Origin of the sequence: Metabacillus litoralis (genome assembly GCF_007994985.1) — a bacterium.
Classification (GTDB): Bacteria; Bacillota; Bacilli; order Bacillales; family Bacillaceae; genus Metabacillus; species Metabacillus litoralis.
The window spans coordinates 705,087-724,504 of the sequence record NZ_VOQF01000001.1 but is presented as its reverse complement, the minus strand read 5'-3'; the positions used below and the strand labels follow the sequence as shown (position 1 = coordinate 724,504).

The window sequence follows — 19,418 nt, the reverse complement described above, 5'->3', positions numbered from 1 at the left end:
TAAAATCTACGAAATTACGACAGTAGACATTTTCAATTTTACGATAACATGATACGATAATGAAAGAAAAACTTCCATTTTTAGATAGAGAAATCTAAGAGTAGGGATGGTATACGGAAGAAACGCCTTCTATTGAGGAACCAGGAGGGTTTAACAGATACAATAAGAAAAGAGGCCTGTGAATGATTGCGATTATTTCTGCGGGCATTGCCCCAGGTCTTGCTTTATTAAGTTATTTCTATTTAAGAGATCAGTATGAATCCGAACCAGTTATTTTAGTGCTGAGATCTTTTATATTTGGTGCTTTGCTTGTTTTTCCTATTATGTTTATCCAATATGTTTTAGAAGTGGAAGGTGTTTTTACATCAGAAACTTTATACACTTTTGTTGCAGTTGGATTTCTAGAAGAATTTTTTAAGTGGTTTGTGTTGTTTTTTACAATTTATCAACATGTAGAATTTAATGAACATTATGATGGGATTGTTTATGGTGTTGCCGTTTCATTAGGGTTTGCTACATTAGAAAATATATTGTATTTATTTGCAAATGGAGTTGAATATGCATTAGGTCGTGCGATATTACCTGTCTCAAGCCATGCGTTATTTGGGGTTATCATGGGATACTATTTAGGGAAGGGTAAATTCTCTGAAGGTAGTAATCGAAAGAAATGGATACTAGTTTCTTGGTCTGTACCAATATTGTTACATTCAGTTTACGATACTATTTTATTAAGTTATATGAATTGGAAATATATAATGGTCCCATTTATGTTGTTATTATGGTGGTTTGCTTTACGTAAAGCAAAAAAAGCTAGAGTTAAAATTTTAGATTCAAGATTGTCTTGAAAATTTGTTTCGGTATTATTCTACTTCGCTTGATCTATTCTCTGTGAAACCATCTGTAATGACTTATAGATCTATAAAAATTTATCTTTAAAAACTAAAATATCTTCTAAAAAAGAGACATTCAAAACAAACAATTATGCTACCATGAAATGTTTAATTTGGATGTCTTTTAATTTGTTATGAATAAAATACCAAAGACTACAAAAAATACGTTTAAGCAATTACATCTACTTGAGGAGGCAGCAACATGAAAAAGATGCGCATAATGTTGATGGTTGCAGTATTGACGATAACATCCTTCACATTTCAATTTCTTTCACTAAATGTACCTGAAGCACATGCTTTTTCACAACAAACTATCCAAAGAGGTGCGACGGGTAGTGATGTTATTGAATTACAAGCAAGGCTTCAATATAACGGCTATTACCACGGAACAATTGATGGTGTCTACGGGTGGAGCACCTATTGGGCGGTTAGAAATTTTCAAAACATGTTCGGGTTAGAAGAGGTCGATGGTTTAGTTGGTCAGAAAACGAAGGATATGCTCGTAAATTCGACTAAATTTTATAAAGATTTTGTGTATGAACAAATAAATAAAGGAAGAAGATTCACCCACTATGGAGGTGTGCCCCTTAGTATCCAATCAGCACCTTCTGAACAACAAATTCAAAAAGCAAGACAAGCAGCGGAACAAAGAAAGCAACAACAAGAAAAAAACTATAAAGCACAAGGAAATCAACAACAGCAAACACAACAAAATAAGCAGCAGGAGCAGAAAAACCAACAACAACAAAACCAACAGCAGCAGGAGCAACAAAACCAAGAACAACAAAATCAGCAACAGCAGCAGGAGCAACAAAACCAAGAACAACAAAATCAGCAACAGCAGCAGGAGCAACAAAACCAAGAACAACAAAATCAGCAACAGCAGCAGGAGCAACAAAACCAAGAACAACAAAATCAGCAACAACAGCAGGAGCAACAAAACCAAGAACAACAAAATCAGCAACAGCAGCAGGAGCAACAAAACCAAGAACAACAAAATCAGCAACAGCAGCAGGAGCAACAAAACCAAGAACAACAAAATCAACAACAGCAGCAGGAGCAACAAAACCAAGAACAACAAAATCAACAACAGCAGCAGGAGCAACAAAACCAAGAACAACAAAATCAACAACAGCAGCAGGAGCAACAAAACCAAGAACAACAAAATCAACAACAGCAGCAGGAGCAACAAAACCAAGAACAACAAAATCAACAACAGCAGCAGGAGCAACAAAACCAAGAACAACAAAATCAACAACAGCAGCAGGAGCAACAAAACCAAGAACAACAAAATCAACAACAGCAGCAGGAGCAACAAAACCAAGAACAACAAAATCAACAACAGCAGCAGGAGCAACAAAACCAAGAACAACAAAATCAACAACAGCAGCAGGAGCAACAAAACCAAGAACAACAAAATCAACAACAGCAGCAGGAGCAACAAAACCAAGAACAACAAAATCAACAACAGCAGCAGGAGCAACAAAACCAAGGACAACAAAATCAGCAGCAGGAGCAGCAAAATCAAGAACAACAAAATCAGAATGAACAAAATGAAAATAACCAAAAAGATTCAACAGCAGTGAACATTCCTGCAGGGTTCTCACAAAATGACATAAAGCTCATGGCAAATGCAGTATACGGGGAAGCACGCGGAGAGCCTTATATTGGACAAGTTGCCGTAGCCGCAGTTATAGTCAACCGCTTAAACAGCTCAACCTTTCCTAATACAGTTTCAGGTGTTATCTTTGAGCCACGTGCTTTTACAGCAGTTGCTGATGGGCAAATTTGGCTTACACCTAATGATTCCGCAAAAAAAGCTGTTTTAGATGCTTTAAATGGTTTTGATCCGACTGGAGAAGCATTATATTATTTCAACCCAGATACAGCTACAAGCTCTTGGATTTGGGGAAGACCACAAATAAAACGTATCGGAAAGCATATTTTCTGTGAATAGAAAGGGTGATAACACATGATACGTGGAATATTTATTGGAATCTTATCGATTGCGGTTATTGGAACTAGCTTTTGGGGTTATAAGGAACATCAAGAAAAAAATGCGATTTTAGTTCAAGCTGAAAATAATTACCAACGTGCTTTTCATGATTTAACATACCGAGTAGATCAATTACATGATCAAATTGGAAGTACACTTGCGATGAATACGAGGAAATCATTGTCACCAGCGTTAGCAGATGTTTGGAGAATTACTTCTGAAGCACAATCTGATGTTGGACAATTACCTTTAACACTACTTCCATTTAATAAAACAGAGGAATTTTTAGCAGGAATAAGTGACTTTAGTTATCGTACTGCTGTACGAGATTTAGAAAAGGATCCTCTAACAGAAAAGGAATACGAAACACTAAAATCAATGTACACTCAAGCTGCAGATATTCAACAAGAGCTAAGAAAAGTGCAAAATCTGGTTCTTGAAAATAATTTGAGATGGATGGACGTAGAGCTTGCACTCGCATCTGGTCAAAAACAAATGGATAATACGATCATCGATGGCTTTGAAACTGTTGAGGAAAATGTAAAGTCATATTCAGAAACAGAATTTGGTGCAAGCCTGACTTCAATGAAGAAGAATATGGGTGAAGGTTTTGAAAACTTAAAGGGAAATAAGATAAGTGAGGAAGAAGCACGGAAAGTTGCAAAAGAATTTGTTGAGAATGAAGTATCAGATATAAAAGTGACAGAAAATGGTGATGGTGCAAACTATGGTTTTTATAGCATCTCCATGCATGATAAAAAAAGCAGTGCCGATATCAATATGGATATAACAAAAAAAGGCGGATATCCAATTTTCTTAGTACAAAATAGAGATATTAAAGAAAAAAAGATTGGTTTAAATGAAGCAACAGAAAATGCAAGAAAATTTCTTAAAGATCACGGCTTTGAAAATTTAGATCTTTTTGAAAGTGCGCAATATGATAATATCGGTGTGTTTTCATTTGTAACGATAGAAAATGGTGTTAGAATTTATCCAGACGCACTAAGAATGAAAGTCGCCCTGGATGATGGAAAGGTTATTGGTTTTACAGCAAGAGATTATTTAGCTGCACACAAAAAACGTGATATTCCAAAGCCGAAAGTCTCACGTGATGAAGCAGCTGAAATGTTAAATCCAAGGTTAGAGTTACAACAAGAAAGATTGTCTATTATAATGAATGAATTTGGTGAAGAAATACTTTGTTATGAGTTTTTAGGGACAATTGACAATGATACGTACAGAATATTCATCGATGCTGAAAATGGTACAGAAGAGAAGATTGAAAAATTAAAGAACCCAGAGCCGATTTTTCAGGAAGTATAATTTATATTAAACTAGAGGCTGGGTCATAAGTATTTATACTAATGATAAGCCCGAAATATTAGGAGATATTTCAATTAATTATTCGCCTAATATTTCGGGTTTTTAATTGTTGTATTCAATAGATTTTTGATTTTGCATACTATTTTTAAGAACTAGTGGAATGGAGTGGAAGACATTTGACTCCTGCGGGTGCAGAGGAAAGGCTGAGACCCCACAGGGGCGCAGCTTACGAGAAGGCTTAGCTTCCTCCCCGGCGAATCTTATGTCTGCAGCCCAATGGAACGAACTTGTTTCTTATAACTTAACTGAATTTAGATTTATTCGTCTTTTTGTATGACATCTTTAATTATGTCTCAGCCCCATTATTGGTTGTTCGTGTTTTTTTATTTAATAAAACGATAAATGAAGGTTTTATCTTGCAAGGTAGCTGAAAGGAAAATACTTAAAATGATTACAAAGTAATAGGTAATATGTATACAGTGAATGTTCTCTTGCACATCGGATTCGTCCATGCTTTAATAAGAAAGAGAGCAATTAGAGAGAGTGATAATGTGATAAAAATTGGGGATGTCATTAACTTAGAGACAAAGGGATCAGTATTAGAAAGATTAAAATGCAAACTAGTTGAGCGAAAGGGAAACATATTATATTTTGACTATCCAGTAAACAGTGAAACGGGTAGAACTGCTTATTTAATGCTGGGTACAGAACTAATTGCATCCTTTGTAAATATTGAGAGTGTCTATCGCTTCCATACTGAGGTAACTGGAAGAGTTAAAGAGAATATACCGATGATTTCTGTTACTTATCCAGGAGATGAGCATTTAACACGGGTTCAAAGAAGAGAATATGTAAGAATAGATACAACATTGGATATTGCAATTCACCCTATTAATAAGGAGTTTCAACCTTTTACTGCTGTCACTTCAGATATCAGTGCAGGTGGTGCAGCAATTATAGTTCCTAAGTCAACAAAATTAAGGCCTAATCAAGAAGTATTAATTTGGTTTTCCTTACCTTTTCAAACTGAAAAAATTGAATATCTTAAAATGAAAGCTAAGATTATTCGTTTTATAGATGTAGAGCATGAAAATTTTGTGAAAGCACCGATACAATTTATTGAGTTTGATGAATTTAAACGCCAAACAATTATTCGTTTTTGCTTTGAACAGCAAATACTTATGCGTAGAAGAGGACTCATTACAGAATAAAATTAGGTATTTTTAAGCATACTAGTAAAAAAATACCGGAGATGACGTTGTAATGAAAAGACTTGATCGTATTTTAATAAAGCTAATTGTCATACAATTTATTATATTGATATGTGCACAAATTTTAGTTCAACAAAATAACATTCAACCATATCTTTCTAGAGTTGTTCAATATGAAGGAGTTAACAAAATTACGATAACAGAATGGTTAGAGACGTTTAGTCAGAGTGAATGAGATACTATTAGAGGATGTAATTTTGCATGATAGAAAGTGAATATCTAATTAGTGATTCTTGTTGCGTACATCGATATTATTATAGTTCTGTTCTGAATAAAGATTTATTGATTTTTACAGAATAGAACTTTTTATACGATAAAGCACCCGTTTTTTTAGGATAACTTATTTAAAAACTACTAGACTAAAAACCTATTTGGAGGAAACAATGAAACAAAAATTATCAATAGCAATAGATGGACCAGCAGCTGCAGGCAAAAGTACAGTTGCTAAAATAATTGCAGAGCATTATTCATACATATATATAGATACAGGTGCTATGTATAGAGCACTAACTTATAAAGCATTAGAAGCTAATGTGGATCTAAAAGATGAGAATAAAGTAGCAAATGTTTTATCAACGATAACAATTGATCTTAATCCGTCAGATAAAGGTCAAATTGTATTGATTAATAAAGAAGATGTAACAGAATTGATTAGAACGGATGTAGTAACAAACAATGTATCATTCGTAGCAATGCATTCAAAGGTAAGAGAAGAAATGTTACGAAGACAACGAGACTTAGCTGTAGACGGTGGAGTTGTTATGGATGGAAGAGATATTGGAACGCATGTACTGCCTAATGCAGAAGTGAAAATATTTTTAAAAGCATCTGTAGAAGAGCGAGCAAAAAGACGTTATGAAGAAAATATAAAAAAAGGATTTTCAGCAGATTTAGAGAAATTAAAAATAGAAATAGCAAATCGAGATAAATTAGATTCAGAAAGAGAGATTGCCCCACTTAAAAAAGCAGATGATGCAATTGAATTAGACACAACTGCTTTGTCAATACAAGACGTTGTTGCAAAAATCGAAGAATATATAGAAGAAAGGCTTTGATAACGTGTCATTATACCCATTTGCTAGATCTGTTGTTGCAGGTCTGCTTAAACCTACATATCGAATAAAGGTTGAAGGATTAGAGCATTTTCCAAAAGAGGGTGCTGTTTTGCTTTGTACCAATCATATTAGCAACCTGGATCCTCCTGTAGTAGGAGTTACTTCTCCTAGAAAAGTTTTTTTTATGGCTAAAGCAGAGCTATTCAATGTGCCGGTTTTAAACGGTCTTCTTAAGAACTTTGGAACATTCCCTGTCAAACGTGGCGGTGGTGATCGTGAAGCACTTAGAGCTGGTTTAAAGGTTTTAAAGGAAGGGAATGTTTTAGGATTGTTCCCTGAAGGTACAAGAAGTAAAAATGGTGAGCTAGGCAAAGGTTTACCAGGTGCAGGTTTTTTTGCACTTAGATCAGATGCAGCGGTTGTTCCGTGTGCAATTATTGGGCCCTACAAGTCATTAAAAACATTAAGAGTTGTTTACGGGAAACCAATAAATATGGAAAAATATCGTCAGGAGAAGATCTCTCCTGAAGAAATGACGAATATTATCATGAGTGAAATAGGAAATCTTATAAAAAAATAGATGGTATTCAGATTATGTTTATACCTTTTTGAGTGCTTAAAAGGTATAAACAACCTTCGAAGAAGCATAGATAAGAAATATTAAATTGAGAGTATTTACTTGACAAATTGACCCATTTATTAGAAGTTTAATAATAGAGGTATTTTTCATTTTATTTATGCTGTTACATATCTATGATAAAATGAAATCATACATATAGTTAATCAAAAGTCGCGCAGGTTTTGACAAGGAGGTAATTGAGATGGTAGAAGAATTAAATAATGTTCATGTTGAAACACCTGAAGTAGGAGATATTTTAAAGGGTATTGTTACAAAGGTGGAAGAGAAACAGGTTATTGTCGAGATCGAGAACTGTAAGCATACTGGTATAATACCAATTAGTGAGCTTTCAAGCCTTCATGTTGAAAAAGCTTCTGATGTGACAAGTGAAAATGATCAACTAGAATTAAAAGTACTTAAAGTTGAAGATGAAGCATTAGTTCTTTCAAAAAGAGCTGTTGATGCTGAAAAGGCATGGGATGCTTTAGAGCAAAAATTCGAATCAAAAGAAGTGTTTGATGCAGAAGTCAAGGACGTTGTAAAAGGCGGGCTTGTTGTAGATTTAGGTGTCAGAGGATTTATTCCCGCTTCTTTGGTAGAAGCGCATTATGTTGAAGATTTCTCAGATTATATGAATAAAACTCTTTCTCTTATTGTCGTAGAATTAGATCGTGAGAAAAATAGAGTTATTCTTTCACATCGAGCTGTTATTGAACAACAGCAAACTCAAAAAAAATCTGTTTTGCTAGAATCTGTTAAAGTTGGTACAACGATTGAAGGAACTGTTCAAAGGTTAACAGATTTCGGTGCTTTTGTTGATATAGGTGGTATTGATGGATTAGTTCATATCTCTCAACTATCACATAATCATATTGAGAAACCATCAGATGTTGTTGAAGAAGGACAAAAAGTTTCAGTCAAGGTCTTAGCTGTAGATCGTGACAATGAAAGAATATCTTTATCTATTAAAGAAACTTTACCAGGGCCATGGTCAAACATTACTGATAAAGTAAAAACTGGTGATGTATTAGAAGGTGCTGTTAAACGTTTAGTTTCTTTCGGTGCTTTTGTAGAGATATTCCCTGGTGTTGAAGGTCTTGTGCATATTTCACAAATTTCTCATAAACATATAGCTACTCCGCAGGAAGTTCTTGATGTGAATCAAACAGTTAAAGTTAAGGTTTTAGATGTAAATGAATCTGAACAAAGAATTTCATTAAGTATCCGTGAATTAGAGGAATCACCAAATGCCTCTGCAGAGGATGTAAGTAACTACCAAGCGCAAGAAGAATCTTCTTCTGGCTTCCAATTAGGCGAAATGATTGGTGATCAATTAAAAAAACTAAAGTAATGGTGATAGTGTGAACAAACGAGCAGAAAGAAAAATAGAACATATCCAACACGCATTGTCTACAGGACAACAGCGCACAAATGGATTTAGTGATGTAACCTTTGTTCACCAAAGCTTACCTAACCTGTCTACTTCGAATATAGATTTATCAACTAAAGTTGGCGAACTTACATTAAGTTCGCCTCTTTTTATAAATGCAATGACAGGTGGCGGCGGTGAAGATACGGTAATCATTAATGAAGCTTTATCTAACGCGGCTAGTGAAGCAAATATTGCTGTAGCGGTTGGATCACAAATGTCAGCTATAAAAGATAATAAAGAACGTCCTTCATATGAAGTGATGAGAAAAGTTAATAAAAATGGAGTTATCTTTGCTAATTTAGGTAGTGAAGCAACGGTGGATCAAGCAAATATTGCGATTGATATGATTGAAGCAAATGCCATTCAAATCCATTTAAATGTAGTACAAGAGCTTGTTATGCCAGAAGGTGATAGAGATTTTACCGATGCATTAATAAGAATCGAAAGAATTGTAAAAGGTGTACAAGTACCTGTGATAGTTAAAGAAGTTGGATTCGGTATGAATCGTGAGGTAGCTAGGCAGCTAATGGATATTGGTGTTAGTGCAATAGATGTTGGAGGCTTTGGTGGTACGAACTTTTCAAAAATAGAAAATAAAAGGCGTAATCAGGTGTTAAGTTATTTCGATCAATGGGGCATAACAACAGCGGCTTCTATCGCTGAGGTAAGTAGCATTGGGAATAAGGTTTCCATAATTGGATCAGGTGGAATTCAAAGTTCACTTGATCTCGCTAAATCGATTGCTCTTGGTGCTTCTGCAGCAGGTGTAGCAGGTTACTTGTTGAAAATTTTCATTGAAAATGGCTATGATGAGCTAGTTTTGGAAATCAAAAACATGTTAGAGGATCTAACTTTTATTATGACGGCTTTAGGAGCAAGAACTATAAATGACCTCCAGAACGCGCCTTTAGTAATTAGTGGTTCAACACATCATTGGTTAACTGAAAGAGGAATTAACACAAAGAGTTTTAGTACTAGATCATAAATAATTAAAAACCCCAAAGGCAAGTTGATTTTATATCAACTTGCCTTTGGGGTTTTTTGAATCAAATGTGCAGCAAAATCTAAACTGATTATTTTTTTGGAATTGTGCCTTTCATACGTACAATTTATTTTCTATTACGTTCTCTAGCAGCTTCAGGACCTTCCATCCTTGTAGCACCTGGATAATCAAGTGATTGGTCTCGATCAGATTCAACTCGTCCACTTTCTCTAAGCTTCTTCTCTTGGCGGTCTTTACCCATTTTTCATACCTCCTTATTTGTCGATATCTTCATTTTTTGCAAAGTAGCTAAAAATCATTAGTACTATTTTTTGTTTATTTTCGATTAAAGCTAATTGGAAACAGACATAATGGGAATAGTAGGAGGGGTTGATTAGTGGAAGGAATTATCTTTTATTGGTTTATGTGGATAGCGTGGGTTTATACCACATTCATAATGGAGAAAAATCATCACAGAGATAAACTATCTGTTCTTATTTTGTTAATCATATTTTCAAGTAAAGCTGCCATGACTATAGATCATTATCAACTATCTTTCCCTTTTTTATTAATGCTGATTTATAGTTACTATCTTACAGTAAAACAAAAAAATACAAATATAATACTATTTTATTTTTCATCTACAACAATAACGTTTGCTTACGCGGGTATCATGTTATTCAGTATCTATGATCCTGTTTGGTTTGTTATAGACTATCGACTTATCGTGAGTTTGATTGTTAGTATAATAGCAATTTTCTTAGGGAAAAGTAATGTCCAAAGATATGCATTATTTATTATGTCAACATGTCATGGTGAATTGTTGTACTGGATGGTTATGTCTAAATTTCATAATGGGATTAGTATTGGAAATCCAGCATTTTTAGATATAGTCGTAATTGGCTGCTTCTCTATTTACATATGGTCAATGTTTCATCAACTCATTATCTTTTTTGAACAAAATGTACAAAAACTACAAAGGCTACAAAAAACAGCAAAGGAGAAGCAGGGATAATATGAATGAATATACAATGCCAGTTTTATTCGGCGTCATCGTAGGAGTTTTAACAAGACTACATATGCTTAAAACGGACTATCGCCAATATCCAACATATCTCCATGGGAAAATAATTCATGTAGCTTTAGGGTTTATTGCTGCAGGACTAGGGACAGTAGCTGTTCCATCTATAATGGAAGAGGATTTTACTGCTATTACCTTTTTAACTCTAGCTGCCTCGCAATTTCGAGATGTCCGAAATATGGAGAGGAATACACTAACTGTATTAGATGATTACGAACTTGTTCCAAGAGGTAAAACATATATAGAGGGTATAGCTATTGCATTTGAGAGTAGAAATTATTTAGTTATTTTTACATCGCTATTTACTACGTTTGCTTATTTAGTCGTAAATATTTATGTTGCCCTAATTGTTGGAGTAATTTGTTACCTTATTTCAAGGAAATTAATGTCTGGAAGCAGAATTAAAGATCTTGTTGAAATTGAGCATGCTGAAATAAGATTTGAGGGTGCAGGGTTATACGTAGATAATATTTATATTATGAATATAGGTATTCCAGAAAAACAAAAAGCTATTTTAAATTATGGGATGGGGTTTGTTTTAACACCTAAGAATTCAAATGCAAAAATGACAATTGCAAATCTTGGTCAACGACAAGCTATTCTTCATGATGTTTCAACAGCATTAGGTGTATTTCGAGATTCCGGAGAACCAGCTCTTGTACCACTTGCAAAACGAGACCTTGATGATGGTCGACTTGGTGTATTTGTTTTACCACAGGAAAGAGATGTGGAACGAGCAATCCGTGTAATAGGTGAAGTACCAACACTTGAAAATGCAATCAGAATGCCGACTGAAGCGAAAGCAAATCGTCAAGGAGGGGTAAAATGAGTGCATTAGAAAAATATATTCTTGCTATTATTACAACTGATCAAACAAAAGCAGCAGGTGGCACTGCTATTTTTGTTTGTAAAACACAGGAGGAAATGCATTTTTACGCTAGAAACCTTGAAGCGATTTTGGATGGGATAGCACATGGAATTGGAGATGACATGTACGTTATTGTCAAACACTAAGTTGTGAATTTATAAAATCTCTGCTAATATATAAAAGTTATGGAGGTTGACTCATGGGGGTCTGACCCCACCCGTAATTTTACGATAAATAGTCCTATAACTAGGATGTTTTTATTGTATCATTGAGGGGGCGACCCGTTTATATGAGTCAGCCTATTTTTATATGAGAATGTTAGGTATTTAAGGAATAAAACTTATTCTACATTAATTTTAATAAATTACATATTTGTTTGCGATTGAATGAAGTGATGTATAGAAAAATAAATGTAAATCTAACATTCTTTTTATAGTCTGAAAAAAGTACGGCTGTAACTTACTATTTTTCAACTTTAAAAAATGAGGATTTAGTAAAATTTTATTTGTTTAGGAAGGGTGTAAAAAATGGCAAAACCAGTAATAGCAATAGTTGGAAGGCCTAATGTTGGTAAATCTACAATCTTTAACAGAATTGTAGGAGAGCGTGTATCAATAGTAGAAGATATCCCAGGAGTAACTAGAGATCGTATTTATAGTTCTGGTGAATGGTTAACTTATAACTTCAATATCATTGATACAGGTGGTATAGATATAGGAGACGAGCCATTTTTAGCTCAAATTCGTCATCAAGCAGAGATTGCAATAGATGAAGCTGATGTTATTATTTTTCTAACAAATTCACGAGAAGGTGTTACAGCAGCAGACGAAGAAGTTGCTAAAATCCTATTCCGCTCGAATAAACCTGTTGTGCTTGCGGTAAATAAGGTAGATAACCCTGAAATGAGAGCATCTATTTATGACTTTTACTCTTTAGGTTTTGGTGAGCCATTTCCTATCTCAGGATCACATGGTCTTGGACTAGGAGACTTGTTAGATGAAGTGGCTAAGCATTTTAAAAATATTGGAACAGAAGATTATGATGAATCCACAATAAAATTCTCACTAATTGGTAGACCAAATGTAGGGAAATCTTCTCTTGTGAATGCGATTTTAGGTGAAGATCGGGTTATCGTAAGTGATGTTGCTGGTACAACTCGTGATGCAATAGATACGGTTTATAAATATGAAGGACAAGAATTTGTAATCATTGATACAGCAGGTATGAGGAAAAAAGGTAAAGTATATGAAACAACAGAAAAGTATAGTGTACTTCGTGCGTTAAAGGCAATTGATCGCTCTGATGTTATCTTAGTTGTAATCAATGCTGAAGAAGGTATTATTGAACAAGATAAACATATAGCTGGTTATGCGCATGAAGCTGGAAAGGCTGTTGTCATTGTTGTGAACAAATGGGATGCAGTTGATAAAGATGAAAAAACCATGAAAGAATTTGAAGAGAATATCCGTGATCACTTCAAGTTTTTAGATTATGCACCAATCGCATTTCTATCAGCTATAACGAAAAAGAGAATTCATACGCTAATGCCTAGAATTCTTTTAGCTAGTGAAAATCATTCTAGAAGAGTTCAGACAAACGTCCTTAATGACGTAATTATGGATGCAGTTGCGATGAATCCAACACCAACACATAAAGGAAAACGTTTAAAAATATTCTATACTTCACAAGTTGCCGTAAAACCTCCAACTTTTGTTGTTTTTGTGAATGATCCTGAGTTAATGCACTTTTCATATGAGCGATTTTTAGAAAATAAAATAAGAGCGGCTTTTGAATTCGAAGGAACTCCTATTAAGATTTTCACAAGAGAGAGAAAGTAAAAAATTTGACCATAATGTGTTTTGATTTGTTTATTGTGAAGGATGTGTTTAGATGGAACAAATTACAGTATTAGGTGCAGGGAGCTGGGGTACAGCTTTAGCGATTGTTCTTGCTGACAATGGACATAAAGTCAAGCTTTGGGGACATCGCCAATCCTTAATAGATGAAATTAATACAACTAAGCAAAACAAAAAATACCTACCTGGAGTGGAACTTCCAGAAAATATTATAGGTACATCAAATTTAGAAGACAGTTTAGAAGGTGTACAAACAATTATTTTGGCTGTTCCAACAAAAGCGATTCGTGATGTCTTAAGTGAAGTGAAAAAAATTGTAAAGAATCAGCTTACAATTGTTCATGTAAGTAAAGGGATTGAGCCTGATACATTATTACGAATTTCTGAAATCATTGAAGTTGAAATGCCAGCACAATTACTAAAAGATGTTGTTGTTTTATCAGGGCCTAGTCATGCTGAGGAAGTGAGTCAAAGACATATTACAACTGTAACTTCATCGTCTAAAACGATGAGTGCTGCTGAATATATACAAGACTTATTTATCAATCAACATTTTAGAGTGTATACAAATCCAGATATAATAGGTGTGGAAATTGGTGGTGCTTTAAAGAATATTATTGCGCTAGCTGCTGGGATCACTGATGGATTAGGATATGGAGATAATGCAAAAGCTGCACTTATTACTCGTGGTTTAGCAGAAATTGCAAGACTAGGAAGTAAAATGGGTGGCAATCCATTAACTTTTTCTGGTTTAACGGGTATAGGTGACCTAATTGTGACATGTACGAGTATTCATTCAAGGAACTGGAGAGCTGGTAATTTACTCGGAAAAGGACAAAATCTAGATGAAGTTCTTGCGAATATGGGAATGGTCGTTGAAGGTGTCCGAACAACAAAGGCTGCATATCAACTAGCACAAAAATATGAAGTAAAGATGCCGATAACAGAAGCTTTATATGATGTTTTATTTAATAATAAAGCTCCGAAAGAAGCTGTTGACTCTTTAATGGCCCGTGTGAAAACACATGAGATGGAAGACTTAGTAAATATTATGGAGAAACGTTAGTAGATCAGGTGACAAACGTGAATTTATTGCATATTATAACAAGAATTAAATCAAAGGGAACAATATCCTATAAGGGTTTACATTTTGCAGCAGCGGAAACTTATGTCATTAATCTTCGCCCTTGCTAAATCGTCAGTACAATAACTTATACGAATAATACTTGGCGTATATAGGCATTAGAGGATACAAAAACAATTACTTCCGCATAATATGCAACGAAAGTAAAATAAGAGTTGTTTCTATAGTTGGGTAATATTTAGTCGCTTAATTTGCTGAAGTAAAGTTCGTCCCCTCTTTACTTCAGTTTTTTTGTTCAGTTAAACTTCGTTGTGATCTCCCTTCAAACAGTGATTTCCCTTATACTAGAAAGCCTTCTCGGTAAATCTTAGCACTTAACACCCGCGTGGTATCTCTCTTGCCCTGCTAAGCAGAGCTTTTACTTCAAAAAAATCACCATTGAAAAGTACCTTCAAACCTATGTAGTCACGCTCTTTTCTAAATGTTAAAATATGTATATTAAAACATCATATTTAGATGAAGATGCTAATCAGCGCTTTCACTTTAAAATAAACTTATTTGGACAAGCTTTATAAACTGTATTATAATCGTTCATGGAGTTCTAACCATTTTTTTTACTTAACTTAAAAACTATATACAAGAAGCGTATGTTCTTCTTTTAAAAGGAGGAATGATTGATGAGTACAGCCCTTATGAAAATGTGGATTTCTTTTGCATCCATGGGATTTATGTTTATTTCAATTATTTTTATCTATCTTAGCCGCTTTAAATTAAAAGGTATTTTAAAAGTCATTGTGACCATTTTAGCCTATATTTTTATGATTCTAGCAGGAATTATTATTTTATTTGTTGTTTTAAGTGGACCAGTTTCAGAATAAATACTTTAAAAGGAAGTCATTAAGAATGAAACTTTATAAGATTTTTTTTATTGTGCTTGGTTGTATTCTTTTAAGCGGATGTTTGTATCCTGAAGAAAAACTTCAGAAAAATTCAATCCCATATAATGATCAAATTGCTGCAGTTCAAAGCTCAGTAGATCAGTATCAAAAAGATTCAACAGGACTATTACCGATAAAAACCAGAGATATGACAACACCTATTTATCAAAAATACCCTATAGACTTTTCTATGTTAACACCTAGGTATATGGCTGAACCACCTGGTACGGCTTATGAAAGTGGTGGGGTATATCAATATGTGTTAGTTGATGTAGAAAAAGATCCTACAGTAAAGCTACTCGATTTAAGAATGTCTGAAGAAATTCATGAGCTTTCAATCAAGCTTAATATCTATCGTCAGGCAAATGGCTATCCACCATTCAAAGATCTTATTACGAGCGATGTTTTTACGTTAGATTTTGAAAAGCTGGGCTATAAAGAACCACCTACGGTTCAGAGTCCTTTTACTGGAGAATATTTACCTCTTGTTATTGATAAAGAAGCAGTAGTGTATGTGGATTATCGAATAGACCTTAATATGGCTTTACAAGAAAAAGAACACTCCTTTAAACAAGGAGACGATATACGCGATTTACTAATGAAGGATAATCCCTTTGTACCAGCCTATTCACTTCCTTATACAATAGATGATAAAGGTGAACCGATCTTTAAACCAGAGAAGTAATTTACTATACACTATATTTTTTGAATTTTTTTTAAAAATATGTCATGAACCCTTCATTAGAGAATAAACTCTAAAAGAAGGGTTTTCTTTTTCGCTTTTTTACGAGAATGAACAAAGATTTGAGCGATAATGAAAAAAATTTAGAAACTAAGTCATAAATAAGTAGGACAACGTCATACATATATAATGTCCTATAAGAAGACGGATAAGCATTATCCCAATATTGTATGATCGGGAGGGGATCACTTGGAAAAAGTAGATATTTTCAAGGATATCGCTGAACGAACTGGTGGCGATATATATTTAGGAGTAGTTGGTGCAGTAAGAACAGGTAAATCTACTTTTATTAAAAAGTTTATGGAACTAGTCGTATTACCTAACATTGACAATGAATCTGACAAAGCTAGAGCTCAAGATGAATTACCACAAAGTGCAGCTGGTAAAACAATTATGACAACTGAGCCGAAATTTGTCCCGAATCAAGCAGTTTCCATCCATGTTGATGAGGGACTTGATGTCAATATTAGATTAGTAGACTGTGTAGGTTACACTGTACCTGGTGCGAAAGGCTATGAAGATGAAAATGGCCCTCGCATGATTAACACTCCTTGGTATGAAGAGCCAATACCATTTCATGAAGCGGCAGAAATTGGAACACGTAAGGTTATTCAAGAGCATTCAACATTAGGCTGTGTAATTACGACAGATGGATCAATTGGCGATATACCTCGTCATGATTACTTAGAGGCAGAAGCTAGAGTAATCGATGAATTAAAAGAGGTTGGGAAACCGTTTATCATGATTATTAATACGGTACATCCACACCACCCTGAAACAGAAGCCCTTCGTCAGCAGTTAAATGAGAAATATGATATTCCGGTTTTAGCAATGAGTGTTGAGAGTATGAGAGAATCAGATGTAATGAATGTTTTAAGAGAGTCATTATATGAATTTCCAGTATTAGAGGTTAATGTAAACCTACCAAGCTGGGTGATGGTATTAAGAGAGAATCATTGGTTAAGACAAAGCTATCAAGAAGCTGTAAAGGATACTGTAAAGGATATCAAAAGATTACGTGATGTTGACCGTGTAGTGGGTCAATTTAGTGAATATGATTTTATTAATAAAGCAAGTCTAGCTGGTATTGAAATGGGTCAGGGAATTGCTGAAATTGATTTATATGCTCCGGATGATCTTTATGATCAGATCTTAAAAGAAGTTGTAGGAGTAGAAATACGTGGCAAAGACCACCTACTACAATTAATGCAAGATTTTGCCTATGCAAAGACCGAGTATGATCAAGTAGCAGACGCGTTAAAAATGGTAAAGCAAACTGGTTATGGTATTGCAGCACCAGCTTTAGCGGATATGAGCTTAGATGAGCCTGAAATTATTCGCCAAGGTTCAAGATTTGGTGTAAGACTTAAGGCGGTTGCTCCTTCAATTCATATGATTAAAGTAGACGTTGAGTCTGAATTCGCTCCTATTATTGGTACTGAGAAGCAATCCGAAGAGCTTGTACGTTATTTAATGCAGGATTTTGAGGATAATCCATTATCAATTTGGAATTCAGATATTTTTGGAAGAAGCCTAAGCTCAATTGTTCGCGAAGGGATCCAAGCCAAGCTATCTCTTATGCCTGAAAATGCACGCTATAAGCTAAAAGAAACATTGGAGAGAATAATCAACGAAGGCTCCGGTGGATTAATAGCTATCATCTTATAATTTTTTTGACCTCTAAAATTAGAGGTCTTTTTCTTTGGTTATTTTTAGATATGTGTTTTGTTTTAAGAAAATAAGAAAGATATATCGTATAAATTTAGAATGAAAAATGTGTCAGCAAGCAAGTTGAAAAAAATTCTTTGTATAAATACCTTTTCGTTTTTGCCTTCAGATGGGGTAGTTTTCAACCATATTGTCGTTTAATGATCCTTAATAGGTACAAAAAAGAGAACTTGTTTTCTTATGTATGGTATGAAACCTTGATATTATTAGACTTTTATTAGGATATGCCTTGCTTCAACCGTTTTAATATGTTAATCTTTTTAAAGAATTTCTTTTCTTTATTGGTCGATTCTTCCTAAAAAACCAATATTAATGATGAAAAACATTGAAATATGTAGAAAAATCATATAAGATAAGCGTGTTGATAGTAATATCACATTCACATGTATAGTATTGATCTAAATTGTGAAGAAATGAAGACTAATAAGAATCCATCCCCTTTGGGAGGAGGTGAAAGGCATGAATAAAACAGAACTAATCAATGCAGTAGCAGAAGCTAGTGAATTATCTAAAAAAGATGCAACTAAAGCAGTTGATGCTGTTTTCGATACAATTTTAGATGCACTAAAAAATGGTGATAAAGTACAACTTATCGGTTTTGGTAACTTTGAAGTTCGTGAACGTGCGGCTCGTAAAGGTCGTAACCCACAAACTGGTGAAGAAATTGAAATTGCTGCGAGCAAGGTGCCTGCTTTCAAACCAGGTAAAGCACTTAAAGATGCAGTAGCAGGTAAATAAGTTAATATGTCATGTAATAACCATTACATACAAGCTTCTTCACAAAGCCCCTTCTTAAGGGGCTTTTCATTTGTATTATACTCCTCATAAATTACATACTATATTTTGCTTTTATCCCCAGTCTTATGCTAGAATCTGAATCAAATACGATCAGGAGGACGGACATGGCACAAGTAAATCATGAGAAAATTGAAGAAGCGATTAAGTTAATACTTGAAGCAATTGGTGAGGACCCAACGCGTGAAGGTCTCCTTGATACCCCAAAAAGAGTTGCGAAAATGTATGCTGAAGTATTTAGTGGACTAAATGAAGACCCTTCAGAACATTTCCAAACCATATTTGGAGAAGATCATGAGGAATTAGTATTAGTAAAAGATATACCGTTTTACTCAATGTGTGAGCATCATCTTGTGCCGTTCTATGGAAAGGCGCATGTTGCTTATATTCCTAAAGGTGGTAAGGTGACAGGATTAAGTAAATTAGCTCGTGCGGTTGATGCGGTTGCTAAAAGACCACAATTGCAAGAGAGAATCACTTCAACAATAGCCGACAGTATAAATAAATCACTAGAGCCACACGGAGTAATGGTAGTGGTTGAAGCAGAACATATGTGTATGACAATGAGAGGTATCAAGAAACCTGGTTCTAAAACCATCACTTCTGCAGTAAGAGGGATATTTCGTAAGGATGAAGCTTCTAGATCTGAGGTATTGTCATTAATAAAAGGTTAAATCTTTTTAAAGATATATGTGAGTGTTATCATCTACTAAATGGTATGATAGTGATAAAATAGAAAGATAAACTTTATAGGCAGG

19 protein-coding genes and 1 pseudogene are annotated in these 19,418 nt (G+C 34.4%); 19 read left to right on the top strand and 1 reads right to left on the bottom strand.

Going from position 1 to position 19,418, the window contains the following annotated elements; genetic code table 11:
* Nucleotides 1–182: 182 nt before the first annotated feature.
* From prsW to fni, 9 genes and pseudogenes are all read left to right on the top strand, one after another.
* On the top strand, nt 183–845 hold the full coding sequence (gene prsW / locus FS935_RS03750; RefSeq protein WP_146946171.1) for a glutamic-type intramembrane protease PrsW: 663 nt from the start codon (nt 183–185) through the stop codon (nt 843–845).
* A gap of 1,618 nt (nt 846–2,463) precedes the next feature.
* Nucleotides 2,464–2,847 (top strand): annotated as a pseudogene (locus tag FS935_RS03740) (cell wall hydrolase); the annotation flags it as partial.
* Between the two features lie 15 nt (nt 2,848–2,862).
* Nucleotides 2,863–4,209: a germination protein YpeB gene (gene ypeB, locus FS935_RS03735; protein WP_146946170.1), complete on the top strand. Its 1,347-nt coding sequence runs from the start codon at nt 2,863–2,865 to the stop codon at nt 4,207–4,209.
* 551 nt (nt 4,210–4,760) lie between these two features.
* Nucleotides 4,761–5,420: a flagellar brake protein gene (locus FS935_RS03730; RefSeq protein WP_146946169.1), complete on the top strand. Its 660-nt coding sequence runs from the start codon at nt 4,761–4,763 to the stop codon at nt 5,418–5,420.
* A gap of 52 nt (nt 5,421–5,472) precedes the next feature.
* Complete coding sequence (locus tag FS935_RS03725) at nt 5,473–5,655, top strand: YpfB family protein (protein WP_146946168.1); 183 nt, start codon at nt 5,473–5,475, stop codon at nt 5,653–5,655.
* A 208-nt stretch (nt 5,656–5,863) separates the two neighbouring features.
* Nucleotides 5,864–6,535 carry a (d)CMP kinase gene (gene cmk / locus FS935_RS03720; RefSeq protein ID WP_146946167.1) on the top strand — a complete coding sequence of 224 codons (672 nt, stop codon included), beginning with the start codon at nt 5,864–5,866 and terminating at the stop codon, nt 6,533–6,535.
* A gap of 4 nt (nt 6,536–6,539) precedes the next feature.
* A complete protein-coding gene (locus FS935_RS03715) occupies nt 6,540–7,115 on the top strand; it encodes a lysophospholipid acyltransferase family protein (protein ID WP_146946166.1) in 576 nt (191 codons plus the stop codon).
* A gap of 241 nt (nt 7,116–7,356) precedes the next feature.
* Complete coding sequence (gene rpsA, locus FS935_RS03710) at nt 7,357–8,505, top strand: 30S ribosomal protein S1 (protein WP_146946165.1); 1,149 nt, start codon at nt 7,357–7,359, stop codon at nt 8,503–8,505.
* A gap of 10 nt (nt 8,506–8,515) precedes the next feature.
* Nucleotides 8,516–9,571, top strand: a complete 1,056-nt coding sequence (fni, locus tag FS935_RS03705) for a type 2 isopentenyl-diphosphate Delta-isomerase (protein ID WP_146946164.1) — start codon at nt 8,516–8,518, stop codon at nt 9,569–9,571.
* 124 nt (nt 9,572–9,695) lie between these two features.
* Here the strand turns inward: fni and FS935_RS03700 are convergent, their stop codons facing one another.
* Nucleotides 9,696–9,830: a YpzI family protein gene (locus tag FS935_RS03700; RefSeq protein ID WP_146946163.1), complete on the bottom strand. Its 135-nt coding sequence runs from the start codon at nt 9,828–9,830 to the stop codon at nt 9,696–9,698.
* A gap of 135 nt (nt 9,831–9,965) precedes the next feature.
* Between FS935_RS03700 and FS935_RS03695 the strand changes: the two genes are divergently transcribed.
* The 10 genes from FS935_RS03695 to folE all read left to right on the top strand — a co-directional run bounded on the left by FS935_RS03695 (nt 9,966) and on the right by folE (nt 19,334).
* On the top strand, nt 9,966–10,583 hold the full coding sequence (locus tag FS935_RS03695) for a YphA family membrane protein (protein WP_146946162.1): 618 nt from the start codon (nt 9,966–9,968) through the stop codon (nt 10,581–10,583).
* Nucleotide 10,584: 1 nt separating this feature from the next.
* Nucleotides 10,585–11,478, top strand: coding sequence for a YIEGIA family protein (locus FS935_RS03690; protein WP_146946161.1), 894 nt, complete (start codon nt 10,585–10,587; stop codon nt 11,476–11,478).
* A complete protein-coding gene (locus FS935_RS03685; RefSeq protein ID WP_146946160.1) occupies nt 11,475–11,663 on the top strand; it encodes a capping complex subunit for YIEGIA in 189 nt (62 codons plus the stop codon). Before FS935_RS03690 ends, FS935_RS03685 begins: the two co-directional genes overlap by 4 nt.
* A 381-nt stretch (nt 11,664–12,044) precedes the next feature.
* Entirely contained in the window at nt 12,045–13,355 is a 1,311-nt protein-coding gene (gene der / locus FS935_RS03680) for a ribosome biogenesis GTPase Der (protein ID WP_146946159.1), read from the top strand.
* 52 nt (nt 13,356–13,407) lie between these two features.
* Nucleotides 13,408–14,439 (top strand): NAD(P)H-dependent glycerol-3-phosphate dehydrogenase, encoded by a 1,032-nt coding sequence (locus tag FS935_RS03675; RefSeq protein ID WP_146946158.1) that lies wholly within the window; start codon nt 13,408–13,410, stop codon nt 14,437–14,439.
* A gap of 695 nt (nt 14,440–15,134) precedes the next feature.
* Nucleotides 15,135–15,335, top strand: coding sequence for a DUF2768 domain-containing protein (locus FS935_RS03670; protein ID WP_146946157.1), 201 nt, complete (start codon nt 15,135–15,137; stop codon nt 15,333–15,335).
* Nucleotides 15,336–15,360: 25 nt separating this feature from the next.
* Nucleotides 15,361–16,080 (top strand): YphF family lipoprotein, encoded by a 720-nt coding sequence (locus tag FS935_RS03665; RefSeq protein ID WP_146946156.1) that lies wholly within the window; start codon nt 15,361–15,363, stop codon nt 16,078–16,080.
* 246 nt (nt 16,081–16,326) lie between these two features.
* Complete coding sequence (spoIVA, locus tag FS935_RS03660) at nt 16,327–17,805, top strand: stage IV sporulation protein A (protein ID WP_146946155.1); 1,479 nt, start codon at nt 16,327–16,329, stop codon at nt 17,803–17,805.
* Nucleotides 17,806–18,324: 519 nt separating this feature from the next.
* Entirely contained in the window at nt 18,325–18,603 is a 279-nt protein-coding gene (hbs, locus tag FS935_RS03655; protein ID WP_146946154.1) for a non-specific DNA-binding protein Hbs, read from the top strand.
* 164 nt (nt 18,604–18,767) lie between these two features.
* On the top strand, nt 18,768–19,334 hold the full coding sequence (gene folE / locus FS935_RS03650) for a GTP cyclohydrolase I FolE (RefSeq protein ID WP_146946153.1): 567 nt from the start codon (nt 18,768–18,770) through the stop codon (nt 19,332–19,334).
* The last annotated feature ends 84 nt before the right edge of the window (nt 19,335–19,418 follow it).